The 13127-nt window shown below is 52.3% G+C and carries 13 protein-coding genes; 8 read left to right on the top strand and 5 right to left on the bottom strand.

Annotated features, from left to right (window positions below; genetic code table 11):
• Positions 1–5: 5 nt before the first annotated feature.
• A complete protein-coding gene (fucA, locus tag N7E69_RS03955) occupies positions 6–653 on the bottom strand; it encodes an L-fuculose-phosphate aldolase (RefSeq protein WP_000440819.1) in 648 nt (215 codons plus the stop codon).
• Positions 654–1207: 554 nt separating this feature from the next.
• Here fucA and fucP point away from each other — a divergent pair.
• The 5 genes from fucP to fucR all read left to right on the top strand — a co-directional run bounded on the left by fucP (position 1208) and on the right by fucR (position 7042).
• Positions 1208–2524, top strand: a complete 1317-nt coding sequence (gene fucP / locus N7E69_RS03960) for an L-fucose:H+ symporter permease (protein ID WP_000528622.1) — start codon at positions 1208–1210, stop codon at positions 2522–2524.
• Positions 2525–2555: 31 nt separating this feature from the next.
• Entirely contained in the window at positions 2556–4331 is a 1776-nt protein-coding gene (fucI, locus tag N7E69_RS03965; protein ID WP_000724134.1) for an L-fucose isomerase, read from the top strand.
• A gap of 100 nt (positions 4332–4431) precedes the next feature.
• Positions 4432–5850: an L-fuculokinase gene (gene fucK / locus N7E69_RS03970; protein ID WP_000806786.1), complete on the top strand. Its 1419-nt coding sequence runs from the start codon at positions 4432–4434 to the stop codon at positions 5848–5850.
• A 1-nt stretch (position 5851) separates the two neighbouring features.
• Positions 5852–6274, top strand: a complete 423-nt coding sequence (fucU, locus tag N7E69_RS03975) for an L-fucose mutarotase (protein ID WP_000920848.1) — start codon at positions 5852–5854, stop codon at positions 6272–6274.
• Positions 6275–6331: 57 nt separating this feature from the next.
• Positions 6332–7042 carry an L-fucose operon activator gene (gene fucR / locus N7E69_RS03980; RefSeq protein ID WP_000642332.1) on the top strand — a complete coding sequence of 237 codons (711 nt, stop codon included), beginning with the start codon at positions 6332–6334 and terminating at the stop codon, positions 7040–7042.
• Between the two features lie 58 nt (positions 7043–7100).
• On the opposite strand, the gene rlmM is transcribed toward fucR, so the two are convergent.
• The 4 genes from rlmM to N7E69_RS04000 all read right to left on the bottom strand — a co-directional run bounded on the left by rlmM (position 7101) and on the right by N7E69_RS04000 (position 10099).
• Positions 7101–8201: a 23S rRNA (cytidine(2498)-2'-O)-methyltransferase RlmM gene (rlmM, locus tag N7E69_RS03985; protein WP_001045489.1), complete on the bottom strand. Its 1101-nt coding sequence runs from the start codon at positions 8199–8201 to the stop codon at positions 7101–7103.
• Positions 8194–8589 carry a DUF423 domain-containing protein gene (locus N7E69_RS03990; RefSeq protein WP_000203913.1) on the bottom strand — a complete coding sequence of 132 codons (396 nt, stop codon included), beginning with the start codon at positions 8587–8589 and terminating at the stop codon, positions 8194–8196. The genes rlmM and N7E69_RS03990 overlap by 8 nt, the downstream gene beginning before the upstream one ends.
• Positions 8590–8607: 18 nt before the next feature.
• Positions 8608–9525, bottom strand: a complete 918-nt coding sequence (gene gcvA / locus N7E69_RS03995; protein ID WP_000044409.1) for a glycine cleavage system transcriptional regulator GcvA — start codon at positions 9523–9525, stop codon at positions 8608–8610.
• Positions 9526–9871: 346 nt separating this feature from the next.
• On the bottom strand, positions 9872–10099 hold the full coding sequence (locus tag N7E69_RS04000; RefSeq protein ID WP_000750393.1) for a YgdI/YgdR family lipoprotein: 228 nt from the start codon (positions 10097–10099) through the stop codon (positions 9872–9874).
• A 192-nt stretch (positions 10100–10291) separates the two neighbouring features.
• On the opposite strand from N7E69_RS04000, the gene csdA reads away from it, so the two are divergent.
• From csdA to rarD, 3 genes are all read left to right on the top strand, one after another.
• A complete protein-coding gene (csdA, locus tag N7E69_RS04005) occupies positions 10292–11497 on the top strand; it encodes a cysteine desulfurase CsdA (RefSeq protein WP_000991056.1) in 1206 nt (401 codons plus the stop codon).
• The gene (csdE, locus tag N7E69_RS04010; RefSeq protein WP_000184195.1) at positions 11497–11940 is read left to right on the top strand and encodes a cysteine desulfurase sulfur acceptor subunit CsdE; all 444 of its coding nucleotides are present in this window, start codon (positions 11497–11499) and stop codon (positions 11938–11940) included. Before csdA ends, csdE begins: the two co-directional genes overlap by 1 nt.
• Positions 11941–12239: 299 nt before the next feature.
• Positions 12240–13127, top strand: a complete 888-nt coding sequence (gene rarD / locus N7E69_RS04015; RefSeq protein ID WP_001752699.1) for an EamA family transporter RarD — start codon at positions 12240–12242, stop codon at positions 13125–13127.

The raw sequence follows: 13127 nt of genomic DNA on the forward strand, positions 1-13127 counted from the left end.
TGACATCACTCTTCAATACGTAATCCGTAAGTTTTAAATTTCTCCAGTACGATAGCGATCGCCTCGTCATCCAGTACCGGTACCGGATCGACAATGGCCAGCGTACTTAAATAGAGCTGCGCCAGCACTTCCACTTCATGCGCCAGCCACAACGCTTTGTCTAAATTTTCTTCACAAGCGATAAGCCCGTGATGCTGTAACAGCGTCGCTTTACGATTTTTAAGCGCCACGGCAACATGGTCAGAAAGTTCGCGGGTGCCAAAAGTGGCGTAGGGCGCGCAGGGAATAGAGTTTCCTCCTGCGGCGGCAATCATGTAGTGAATCGCCGGAATCGGGCGATTCAGGATCGAGACTGCCGTACAATGGACAGCGTGGTTATGTACCACGGCATTGGCGTCAGGGCGCGTCTGGTATGCCGCCATATGAAAACGCCACTCGCTGGAAGGCAGCTTGCCCTGCTCATGCTGACCGTCAGCATCAATAAAGACAATGTGCGACTCTGTCAGCTTCTCGTAGGGGATCCCCGTCGGCGTAATCAGCAATCCGCCCTGATAACGTACGCTCACGTTACCTGCCGTCCCCTGATTTAACCCTAACCGCGTCATTTCCAGACAGGTATCAATAATCTGCCGCGCCAGTCTATTTCGTTCCATTATTTACCTCTCTCTGTGATTCAAAATGAGACAACAAAACCGCCTTTCGCATCGCGCTGCTGTCCTGTTGAAATAATCGAATAGTTAGCAACTATCATCATACTGAATAAAGAGAAGGGAATTTAAATAACGATATTTTGTGATTCACATCAATTAATTCGCCACGATAAACCAGACGACTACCGTTTCTCTCGCCGATAAATGCCCGCTCTTAATAATATTTTTTAAAACGGGCAAAGATGAAGAATAAGTTACTACTGCCCGTTTTCGTGGCAATAATTTAATTCGGGCATTCAGTCTGTGGTTTTTTAAATTAAACATCTCAAACGGTCATTTTTTATGAAAATTAAAGTGATGATAATCACAGAACGCTCTGCTCTCAGGTATAAATGTGACCGCCATCATATTAAAAGGCCTTTTTTATTTGAAAATGACTCCATGAGTTCATTCCGGACGCCAATTTATTACCGGTAAGAAAAGCGAACTCACCTAATTTTACGGTCTGGTGACCAGAACCGACCGCACGCAAAAGCTTCTGAACCGATGAGGATGCTATGGGAAACACAACAATACAAACACAGAGTTTTCGTGCTGTGGATGCAGAGCAAAGCAAAAGCAAGCGCTACATTATTCCATTCGCCTTACTTTGCTCGCTATTTTTTCTGTGGGCCGTCGCCAATAATCTGAATGACATTTTATTACCGCAGTTTCAACAAGCTTTTACGCTAACTAACTTCCAGGCCGGACTTATTCAGTCAGCCTTTTATTTCGGTTATTTCGTCATTCCAATTCCCGCTGGGATTTTGATGAAAAAGCTCAGTTATAAAGCAGGGATTATCACCGGGCTTTTTTTGTATGCTGTTGGCGCCGCATTATTCTGGCCTGCCGCCGAGATAATGAATTACACATTATTTTTAATTGGCCTGTTTATCATCGCCGCCGGTTTAGGCTGCCTTGAAACTGCGGCCAATCCTTTTGTTACGGTATTAGGTCCAGAAAGCGGCGGACATTTCCGGCTTAATCTGGCGCAAACTTTTAACTCCTTTGGCGCTATTATCGCCGTTGTGTTTGGGCAAAGCCTTATTTTGTCTAACGTGCCGCATCAATCACAAGAAGCGCTTGATAAAATGACGCCGGATCAGCTTAGCGCCTATAAACACAGCCTGGTGTTATCGGTACAAACGCCATACATGATTATCGTCGCCATCGTATTAGTAGTTGCGCTGCTGATTATGCTGACCAAATTTCCGGCCCTGCAAAGTGACGATCATAGCGATGCTAAACAAAGCTCTTTCTTATCTTCTCTCTCCCGACTCATCCGTATTCGCCACTGGCGCTGGGCGGTGCTGGCGCAGTTCTGCTACGTGGGGGCGCAAACCGCCTGCTGGAGCTATCTGATCCGCTACGCCATTGAGGAGATTCCTGGAATGACGCCCGGTTTCGCCGCCAACTACCTGACCGGCACGATGGTGTGCTTCTTTATCGGCCGTTTCACCGGGACCTGGCTTATCAGCCGCTTCGCGCCGCATAAAGTGCTGGCCGCCTACGCCCTGTTTGCCATGCTCCTGTGTCTGATTTCCGCCTTTAGCGGCGGACATATCGGCCTGCTGGCGCTGACGTTGTGTAGCGCATTTATGTCAATCCAGTACCCGACCATCTTCTCGTTGGGTATCAAAAATCTGGGACAGGACACTAAGTACGGCTCGTCTTTTATCGTCATGACCATTATTGGCGGCGGTATTGTCACGCCAGTAATGGGCTTCGTTAGCGACGCCGCAGGCAAAATCCCGACCGCCGAACTGGTTCCGGCATTGTGCTTTGCCGTCATCTTCATTTTTGCCCGTTTCCGTTCACAAGCGGCGACAAACTGAACATTTATCCGAATAACGTGAGGAATCTGTCATGAAAAAAATCAGCTTACCGAAAATCGGTATCCGCCCGGTGATTGATGGACGTCGTATGGGCGTACGCGAGTCGCTCGAAGAGCAAACCATGAACATGGCGAAAGCGACGGCGGCGCTCATCACCGAGAAAATGCGCCACGCCTGTGGGGCACAAGTGGAGTGCGTCATTGCGGATACCTGTATTGCCGGAATGGCAGAATCCGCCGCCTGTGAAGAAAAATTCAGTAGCCAGAACGTGGGCGTGACCATTACCGTTACGCCGTGCTGGTGCTATGGCAGCGAAACCATTGATATGGACCCGATGCGTCCAAAAGCCATCTGGGGCTTTAACGGCACAGAGCGTCCTGGGGCGGTTTACCTTGCCGCGGCGCTTGCGGCGCACAGCCAGAAAGGCATTCCAGCGTTCTCCATTTATGGCCATGACGTGCAGGATGCCGACGATACCTCCATTCCTGCCGACGTCGAAGAAAAACTGCTGCGTTTTGCGCGGGCAGGGTTAGCGGTAGCAAGCATGAAAGGCAAAAGCTACCTCTCCGTCGGCGGCGTGTCGATGGGGATCGCGGGTTCCATTGTCGATCATAACTTCTTTGAATCCTGGCTGGGCATGAAGGTGCAAGCGGTAGATATGACCGAACTGCGCCGCCGTATCGATCAAAAAATTTATGATGAGGCCGAACTGGAGATGGCGCTGGCGTGGGCGGATAAAAACTTCCGCTACGGCGAAGATCAGAACGCCTCGCAGTATAAGCGCAATGAAGCCCAGAACCGCGCGGTGTTAAAAGAGAGCCTGCTGATGGCGATGTGTATTCGCGATATGATGCAGGGCAACAAGACGCTGGCGGACAAAGGGTTAGTTGAAGAATCGCTGGGCTACAACGCCATTGCCGCCGGCTTCCAGGGCCAGCGCCACTGGACCGATCAATACCCGAACGGCGATACCGCCGAAGCGCTGCTCAATAGTTCTTTTGACTGGAACGGCGTACGCGAACCGTTTGTCGTCGCCACCGAAAATGACAGTCTGAACGGCGTAGCGATGCTGTTCGGTCATCAACTCACTGGTACCGCGCAGATATTCGCCGACGTGCGAACCTACTGGTCGCCGGAAGCCGTAGAACGCGTCACCGGCCAGGCGCTCAGCGGCCTGGCGGAACACGGCATTATTCACCTGATTAATTCCGGTTCTGCCGCTCTGGACGGTGCCTGTAAACAGCGCGACAGCGAAGGCAAGCCGACCATGAAACCGCACTGGGAAATCAGCCAACAAGAGGCGGATGCGTGTCTGGCGGCCACCGAATGGTGCCCGGCGATTCACGAATACTTCCGCGGCGGCGGCTACTCATCCCGTTTTCTGACCGAAGGCGGCGTGCCATTCACCATGACCCGCGTGAATATCATCAAAGGCCTGGGACCAGTACTGCAAATCGCCGAGGGCTGGAGCGTCGAACTGCCGAAAGCGATGCACGATCAGCTTGATGCCCGCACCAACTCTACCTGGCCTACCACCTGGTTTGCGCCGCGTCTTACCGGCAAAGGCCCGTTTACCGATGTCTATTCGGTGATGGCGAACTGGGGCGCTAACCACGGCGTACTCACCATCGGCCATGTAGGGGCAGACTTTATTACTCTCGCCGCGATGCTGCGTATCCCGGTATGTATGCACAACGTGGAGGAGGCGAAGATCTACCGTCCTTCCGCCTGGGCGGCTCACGGTATGGATATCGAAGGCCAGGATTATCGCGCCTGCCAAAATTATGGCCCGCTGTATAAACGTTAATGCGGCTTAGCCCGGTGGCGCAGGCTTACCGGGCCTACGGGCGCGTGAACCGTAGGCCGGATAAGCGTAGCGCCATCGGGCGGCGTTTATGGAGTTATCTATGAAACAAGACGTTATCCTGGTTCTCGACTGCGGTGCGACTAACGTTCGGGCGATCGCCGTTGATCGCCAGGGGAAAATTGTCGCCCGCGCCTCAACCGCTAACGCCAGCGACATTGCCGCAGAAAATAGCGCCTGGCATCAGTGGTCGCTGGACGCCATCCTGCAACGTTTCGCCGACTGCTGCAGGTCACTCTCCAGCGCCCTGTCGGAGTGTGTTGTTCGCGGTATTACGGTGACTACGTTCGGCGTCGATGGCGCGCTGGTCGATGCGCAGGGTAAGCTGCTCTACCCGGTCATCAGTTGGAAATGCCCGCGAACCGCCGCCGTGATGGAAACGATTGAGCGCTTTATCTCGCCCCGGCAATTGCAGACGCTCTCCGGCGTCGGCGCGTTCAGCTTTAACACGCTGTATAAACTGGTCTGGCTTAAAGAGAATCATCCGCGCCTGCTGGAACAAGCTCACTGCTGGCTGTTTATCTCGTCGCTGATTAACCACCGTCTGACCGGCGAGTTTACAACCGATATCACTATGGCAGGCACCAGCCAGCTACTGGATATCCATCAGCGCGACTTTAGTCCGGAAATCCTGCAGGCGACGGGCCTGGCGCGCCGCCTGTTCCCGCGTATCGTGGAAGCAGGCGCCCAGATAGGCACGCTACAGACAGACGCGGCCAGGCTACTCGGTCTCCCGGCGGGTGTGCCGGTGATCTCTGCCGGACACGATACTCAGTTCGCGTTATTCGGCGCTGGCGCGCAGCAAGGTGAACCGGTGCTCTCCTCCGGAACATGGGAGATTCTGATGGTACGCAGCGGTCAGGTGGATACCTCGCTGCTCAGTCAGTATCCGGGCTCGACCTGTGAACTGGACAGTCAGTCGGGGCTTTATAACCCCGGAATGCAGTGGCTGGCCTCCGGTGTACTCGAATGGGTACGAAAACTGCTGTGGACGCCGGAAACACCATGGCAAACGCTGATCGACGAAGCGCGCGCTATTTCCGCTGGCGCGGAAGGCGTACGGATGCAGTGCGATCTGCTCGCCTGCCAAAATGCAGGCTGGCAGGGCGTGACGCTCAATACCACCCGCGGCCATTTCTATCGCGCCGCGCTGGAAGGCCTGACGGCGCAACTGCAGCGTAATCTGCGCACGCTGGAGAAAATCGGTCATTTTAACGCCACAGAACTGTTACTGGTTGGCGGCGGCAGTCGCAACGCTTTGTGGAATCAAATTAAAGCGAATCAGCTTGATATCCCTATCAAAGTGCTGGACGACGCGGAAACAACCGTGGCCGGCGCTGCCATGTTTGGCTGGTACGGCGTAGGCGAATTTAGTAGCCCGGAACAGGCGCGCGCGCAGGTCAATTATCAGTATCGCTATTTCTGGCCGCAAACCGAACCTGAAATTATTGAGGGAGTATGAAATGCTAAAAACCATTTCACCGTTAATTTCCCCGACACTGCTCAAAGTGCTGGCCGAGATGGGCCACGGGGACGAAATCATTTTTTCCGACGCTCACTTTCCCGCGCATAGCCTGGGCCCACAGGTGATTCGCGCCGATGGTCTTAGCGTCAGCGATCTACTGCGGGCAATTATTCCGCTCTTTGAGCTGGATAGCTACGCCCCGCCGCTGGTAATGATGGCCGCCGTGGAAGGCGACACGCTCGACCCCAGCGTTGAAGCGCGCTATCGCGATGCTTTGTCATTAGAAGCGCCGTGCCCGGATATCGTTCGTATCGACCGTTATGCGTTTTATGAGCGGGCGCAAAAAGCGTTTGCGATCGTTATCACAGGTGAGTGCGCGAAGTACGGAAATATTCTTTTAAAAAAAGGGGTAACGCCGTAATCTCTTGCCGGTGCGCCCGCATGACGCGGGCGTTCATCGAATGATGGGGTGAGAAAAATGAAAGCGGCACGCCAACAAGCGATAGTCGATCTGCTGATCAATCATAAAAGTCTGACCACCGAAGCGCTGGCCACCCGGCTTAACGTCAGTAAAGAGACCATCCGCCGCGATCTCAGTGAACTACAGACGCAGGGAAAAGTGCTGCGTAATCACGGACGAGCTAAATATATTCATCGTGAAAATCAGGACAGCGGCGATCCATTCCATATCCGCCTGAAAAGCCATTATGCGCACAAAGCCGATATTGCCCGTGAAGCGTTAGCGTGGATAGAAGAAGGAATGACGATTGCGCTGGATGCCAGTTCAACCTGCTGGTATCTGGCCCGCCAGTTGCCGGATATTCCCATTCAGGTTTTTACCAATAGCCATCCTATCTGTCAGGAGCTGGGAAAACGCGAACGCATTACGCTGATAAGTTCCGGCGGCCAGCTTGAACGTAAATATGGCTGTTATGTTAATCCGTCGCTTATCTCACAGCTAAAATCGCTTGATATCGATCTGTTCATCTTTTCCTGTGAGGGGATCGACGGCGGCGGCGATCTGTGGGACTCCAATGCGATCAACGCCGATTTTAAATCTATCCTGCTCAGGCGTGCCTCGCAGGCTTTATTATTGATTGATAAAAGTAAATTTAATCGTTCAGGAGAGGCGCGCATCGGCCATCTGGATGACGTGACGCATATTGTTTCAGATGCGCCGCAGTCATAGGCCGGATAAGCGTGCGTCATCCGGCGCTGATGACGCGCCGGATGACGGCAGCGCGTTTTTATCGCTCGTCGCGACGCCCGCCAACAGCCGCCCACAACCGACGCACGTGTACCGTCACTTCTTCGCGATCGTGATAAAGCTGACGCGCCTGGATCTGCGCATTAACGCCATGCTCATCCAACTGCGCCTGAAGATACGCCAGGTTATGCGATACCTCTTCATAGCGTTTTTTCATCGGCAGTTTAAGGTTAAAAATCGTCTCCCGGCACCAGCCGTTCACCAGCCACTGCGCCATTAACGCGGTGACTTTGGCCGGCTTCTCCACCATATCGCAGACCATCCATGAAATATTATTCCGGTTCGGACGGTACCTGAAGCCATCCTCACGCAACCAGGTCACCTGTCCGGTGTCCATCAGGCTTTGCGCCATCGGGCCGTTATCTACGGAGTAAACCCACATATTGCGCTTCACTAACTGGTACGTCCATCCGCCGGGACAGGCGCCCAAATCCACCGCATACATGCCGTTCGCCAGACGTTCATCCCACTCATCTTCCGGGATGAAAACGTGGAGCGCCTCTTCCAGTTTCAGCGTTGAGCGGCTCGGCGCATCAGACGGAAACTTCAAACGCGGGATGCCCATATAAAACGGTGAATTGTTATGCGCGAACGAATAACCGGTATAGCAGCATCCTGGCGCGATAAAAAAGACATGAACGACCGGACGCTTCGGCGTTTCATAATTCGTCAATACGCCCGCATCACGCAAAGCCGCGCGCAGCGGCACCGTAAATTTGCGGCAGAACTTCATCAATTCTTTACTTTCATTGGTGTCGGCGATTTCAACTCGCAGCTCGCCGCCCTTTTCCACTACGCCCTGCAACATGCCGACAATCGGCGTAATTCTGTCTTCCGGCGGTAAATGTTGCAGCAGTTCACCCACCACAAACCACTGGCGGGCGAAAATCAGCGAACTGAACGGCAGCTCTGAAATCAGCTTTTCGCCATCTTCCGGCTGGTAGCATTCATAAATGACATAGCCTGCGTTCTCTTTTACGCGTGCAAAACCAAATATTTCCCGTTTTCCCGCTTTATCGGTAATTTCTGCAGCGCACTCTTTTTCAAACCCCGGACGGCAGAGCAATACAACTTTATTCATGGCTCGCGCCCTTACGTTTCATACGAATGGCGCCAATCAGCAATAGCGCCCAGCCCACCAGGAAACTGACGCCGCCGACAGGCGTGATATACGCCCACAGGCGCAGATGCGAAAGCGCAAGGCAGTACAGACTGCCGCTAAACAGCACCGTGCCCAGCGCCAGAAAAACGCTGCTCCAGTAAAACCAGATGCTGATACGGCGCTGCATCGCCACCGCCAGGCCAAAGATCGCCAGCGTATGGAACGCCTGATATTGCAGGCCGGTCTGAATCCAGCCCATTTCAACCACGCCCAGGGTTTTACTCAAAACATGCGCCCCGAACGCGCCCAGAGCAACGTAAATAAAACCGCTGATAGCGGCGACAATCAGCATAAAACGGCTGGTCATGGTCATACCCTAAGTTAATTATTGTTCGTAACGAAAACGGAATTTTTCTTGCTCCGTCGCCGCCTTCGCCAAAATCCACTGACGGAAGGCGGCTATTTTACCCAGTTCTGCCTGGCTGTCATGACAAACCAGATAAAAAGCATTCTTACTCACCAGAACATCGTTAAATGGACACACCAGTCGCCCGGCTTCAATTTCCGACTGCGCCATAACATTATTCGCCAGCGCGATCCCCTGTCCGTGAATAGCGGCCTGTAGCACCATCGCGCTGTGGCTAAATATCGGCCCTTGCTGAACGTTAATATGGTTGAGCCCTAACTGACGAGTATAGGCCTGCCAGTCACGCCGGGAGGCATCGTGCAATAACGTGTGTTTCGCCAGATCTTCCGGCGTTTTTAACGGTTTTTCGCCTGTGAGTAATAAAGGAGAACAGACGGGCAGTAAATATTCTGCGTATAATTTTTCGACGCGCAAGCCCGGCCAGTTTCCCCGGCCATAAAAAATCGCGACATCGACATCGTCTGCCAGTTTATCTTCCTGACGGTCAACGGCTTGTATCCGAACGTCAATTCCCGGATAAGCTGAGTTAAAGCTGGAGAGCCTGGGCACCAGCCATTGGATGGCAAAACTGGGCGGTAAACTCACCGTCAGCGCCCCTTTGGCACTGCGCGCCTGGAGCTTACGCGTTGCTTCCGTGAGCTGGGAAAATATCTCTTTAATGTCGAGAAAATAGCTTTGGCCTTCTTCCGTCAGCAGCAGCGAACGATTGCGGCGGCGGAACAGTTTTAGCCCCAAAAAATCCTCAAGTGACTTAATTTGGTGGCTTACTGCGGCCTGCGTCACAAAAAGTTCTTCCGCTGCTCGCGTAAAGCTCAAATGGCGCGCGGCAGCATCAAAAACGCGTAACGCATTTAAAGGAGGTAATCGTTTTGACATGGCCTCTGGACTTAATGTCGAATGAATTTAACAAATAGGTAACAATATGTAACCTATTAGTTTTTTTAATCTGAGACATTATAAATTGTCCGTTGAGGTTCTACCAGCAAATACCTATAGTGGCGGCACTTCCTGAGCCGGAACGAAAAGTTTTATCGGAATGCGTGTTCTGATGGGCTTTTGGCTTACGGTTGTGATGTTGTGTTGTTGTGTTTGCAATTGGTCTGCGATTCAGACCACGGTAGCGAGACTACCCTTTTTCACTTCCTGTACATTTACCCTGTCTGTCCATAGTGATTAATGTAGCACCGCCATATTGCGGTGCTTTTTTTTGTATAACAAACGGTTAGTTTTCCAGAGCCACCATCTCTTTCACGTCAGTACGATTGATCTGCTGTTTGTTGCCATTAGCGTCTTTATACGAAATCATACCGGTATCGTTATCGGTCTGGGGTTTACCGTCGGTCACAATGCTACGTCCATCATTGGTGTGCATAACGTAATTAGGACCGGAACAGGCGCTCAGGGCAAAAGTCAGCATACATGCAGAGATAATTGCGGCAGTCTTTTTCATCTTCTTCTCCTTAAAGCTGTTTGTGCTATTTAAAGCGGACTCCGTAACAGGCTTAAACATTCGCCTAACATTATTCAGCATAACCTCCTTTACATAATTCGCCAGGATATACAGACGATTCCGATGGTTAGGACAAACCTTGTATCAGCCGCGCTTTTACGCCACGATCGGTAAACTGAACCGAGGAATATCATGAACGCTTTTAATCCCACGCAGTTTCGCGCGCAGTTTCCCGCGCTAGCCGATGCGGGTGTTTATCTCGATAGCGCCGCCACGGCATTAAAGCCACAGGCAGTCATTGACGCCACGCACCAGTTTTATTGTTTGAGCGCCGGTAACGTTCATCGTAGCCAGTTTGCGCAGGCGCAGCGCCTGACGGCGCAATATGAAGCGGCCAGAGCAAAAGCAGCGCGGCTGTTAAACGCGCCCGATGAAAAAAGTATCGTCTGGACACGCGGCACCACCGAAGCGATCAACATGGTGGCGCAGTGTTACGCCCGTCCTCGTCTGCGCCCCGGCGATGAAATTATCGTTAGCGTCGCCGAGCATCACGCCAACCTTGTGCCCTGGCTGATGGTGGCGCAACAAACCGGCGCGCAGGTCATAAAACTGCCGCTTAATGACCGACGTCTTCCTGATGTTGAGCGTCTGCCGGAACTGATCACGTCGCGCAGCCGGATTCTGGCGCTGGGGCAAATGTCGAACGTAACGGGCGGCTGCCCGGATCTCGCAAGCGCTATCAGCACCGCTCACGCAGCGGGAATGGTCGTGATGGTAGATGGCGCGCAAGGCGCGGTACACTTCCCGGCGGATGTCCAGCAGCTTGATATCGATTTTTATGCTTTTTCCGCTCACAAACTGTATGGCCCGACCGGTATCGGCGTGCTGTACGGTAAGCCGGAGCTTCTTGAGGCGATGTCGCCCTGGCTCGGCGGCGGCAAGATGATCCGTGACGTTAGCTTTGAAGGCTTCACCACTCAAAGCGCTCCCTGGAAGCTGGAAGCGGGGACGCCGAACGTCGCCGGGGTCATCGGCCTGAGCGCTGCGCTGGAATGGCTGTCCGATATCGATATTGAACAGGCCGAAAACTGGAGCCGGGGGTTGGCGACGCTGGCGGAAGACGCACTGGCGAAACGTCCGGGCTTTCGTTCGTTCCGCTGCCAGGACTCCAGCCTGCTGGCCTTTGATTTTGTCGGCGTGCACCACGGCGATATGGTGACGCTGCTGGCGGAATACGGTATTGCGCTCCGGGCCGGGCAACATTGCGCCCAGCCATTGCTGGCGGAACTTGGCGTCACAGGGACTCTGCGCGCCTCTTTTGCGCCGTATAATACCCAACATGATGTGGATGCGTTGGTTAACGCCGTTGACCGCGCGCTGGAACTGCTGGTGGATTAATGACAAACCCTCTTTATACCGGACACCCGTTCGGCACAACGGTAACGGAAGAGACGTTACGCGCTATCTTTCTCCCGCTGACCCAGTGGGAGGATAAATATCGTCAGTTGATTCTGTTAGGAAAACAGCTCCCCGCTCTGCCGGATGAATGCAAAGCGCAGGCGAAAGAGATAGCCGGCTGCGAGAACCGCGTCTGGCTGGGCTTTACCCAGTCAGATAACGGAACGATGCACTTTTTCGGCGACAGTGAGGGGCGGATTGTCCGCGGCCTGCTGGCGGTATTGCTCACCGCAGTGGAAGGAAAAAACGCCGCCGAATTACAGGCTCGTTCACCGCTGGCGCTGTTTGATGAGCTGGGTTTACGCGCCCAGCTTAGCGCCTCACGCAGTCAGGGGCTGAACGCGCTGAGCGAAGCGATTGTTGCCGCAACGCATAAGGGTTGAAATAGCGTAAATATTCTGTCGCCTGACAGCGCCGTCCGCGGCGGTCAGGCGATGCAGATAAAATAATCCAGTCACTTTATTAGTTTCGGCGTCAGATTTCCCTGATAAACATTCTTTTGATTTTTATCAGCTATCACAATGAAATTACAATGTTAGAATCCATGTTAAAACGGCGTGAAGATTTTAGAGTAAATAAAGCCACTCGATGTAGCGTAGCAGGAGAACTGGAAAATTCATACGCATCGGGTGAAGTTATAACAGGATATGGATAAGTGGAAAAATATCTGCGTAACGGTACCATGTTTGTGGTGCTGGCATTTATATTATGGGGGTTAACACCTTTATACTATCAATATTTATCAGGGGGGAACCTCGCACAAATATTGATATACCGGGTATTCTGGTCAATTCCATTATTACTGGCAGTAAGGTTCTTATTTCGGCAGCGAACGCGATTTCATGATGTCTGGAAAGATAAAAAATCCTTTTTCTTCTGCATGATCGCCGGACTTTTGATGATTGTATCATGGTCATCTTTTATTTATGCGCTAACCCATCATCTGGTGCTTGATGCCAGCCTCGGCTATTTTATCAACCCGCTATTTGTTATTGCGCTGGGATGCATTTTTCTTAAAGAAAAACTGTCGTTGTTTCAGGCCATCGCCGTTTTTTCCGGTGTCTGCGGCCTGACTTTTCAAATTATCATGCTACGGCATTTCCCGGCGCTGGCGCTAACCATGGGATTATCATTTGCGCTATATGGCCTGGCGCGAAAGTTTATACATTATGATGTGATGACATCGATAACGATTGAAACATTATGGGCATTGCCTGTCTCACTATTAATTTTTCTCTTTAGCGATACTGGACCAATTATATCCGCTAATACTCCTTTCTTTTTGTATGTCATGACGGCGCCAGTGACGATCATTCCACTGGTATTATTTGCCATCGCGTTAAATCACACCTCGTTGATTGTCACCGGACTGGCGCAATATATAGAGCCGTCTTTACAGTTCTTACTTGCCATTATGATATTTGGCGAGCACATTAATTACGCGGAACTGCTCTGCTTTTGTGCAGTATGGTTCGGGTTGTTTCTATGCATATCTGAAAATTTATATTCCCATTATCTCCGCGCCCGTCTGAAACCGGTGTTCGGCAGGGTACAGCGCTTCTTTCGCTAA

The sequence above is a fragment of the Salmonella sp. 3C genome, from assembly GCF_025426275.1.
GTDB classification, from domain to species: domain Bacteria; phylum Pseudomonadota; class Gammaproteobacteria; order Enterobacterales; family Enterobacteriaceae; genus Salmonella; species Salmonella enterica.

What these genes read in the sequence shown, in the direction of transcription:
- csdA (WP_000991056.1), top strand. Translation starts at nt 10,292, where the DNA reads ATGAACGCTTTTAATCCCACGCAGTTTCGCGCGCAGTTTCCCGCGCTA.
- N7E69_RS03990 (WP_000203913.1), bottom strand. Translation starts at nt 8,589, where the DNA reads ATGACCAGCCGTTTTATGCTGATTGTCGCCGCTATCAGCGGTTTTATT.
- fucK (WP_000806786.1), top strand. Translation starts at nt 4,432, where the DNA reads ATGAAACAAGACGTTATCCTGGTTCTCGACTGCGGTGCGACTAACGTT.
- fucR (WP_000642332.1), top strand. Translation starts at nt 6,332, where the DNA reads ATGAAAGCGGCACGCCAACAAGCGATAGTCGATCTGCTGATCAATCAT.
- rlmM (WP_001045489.1), bottom strand. Translation starts at nt 8,201, where the DNA reads ATGAATAAAGTTGTATTGCTCTGCCGTCCGGGGTTTGAAAAAGAGTGC.
- rarD (WP_001752699.1), top strand. Translation starts at nt 12,240, where the DNA reads ATGTTTGTGGTGCTGGCATTTATATTATGGGGGTTAACACCTTTATAC.
- fucU (WP_000920848.1), top strand. Translation starts at nt 5,852, where the DNA reads ATGCTAAAAACCATTTCACCGTTAATTTCCCCGACACTGCTCAAAGTG.
- fucI (WP_000724134.1), top strand. Translation starts at nt 2,556, where the DNA reads ATGAAAAAAATCAGCTTACCGAAAATCGGTATCCGCCCGGTGATTGAT.
- fucA (WP_000440819.1), bottom strand. Translation starts at nt 653, where the DNA reads ATGGAACGAAATAGACTGGCGCGGCAGATTATTGATACCTGTCTGGAA.
- N7E69_RS04000 (WP_000750393.1), bottom strand. Translation starts at nt 10,099, where the DNA reads ATGAAAAAGACTGCCGCAATTATCTCTGCATGTATGCTGACTTTTGCC.
- csdE (WP_000184195.1), top strand. Translation starts at nt 11,497, where the DNA reads ATGACAAACCCTCTTTATACCGGACACCCGTTCGGCACAACGGTAACG.
- fucP (WP_000528622.1), top strand. Translation starts at nt 1,208, where the DNA reads ATGGGAAACACAACAATACAAACACAGAGTTTTCGTGCTGTGGATGCA.
- gcvA (WP_000044409.1), bottom strand. Translation starts at nt 9,525, where the DNA reads ATGTCAAAACGATTACCTCCTTTAAATGCGTTACGCGTTTTTGATGCT.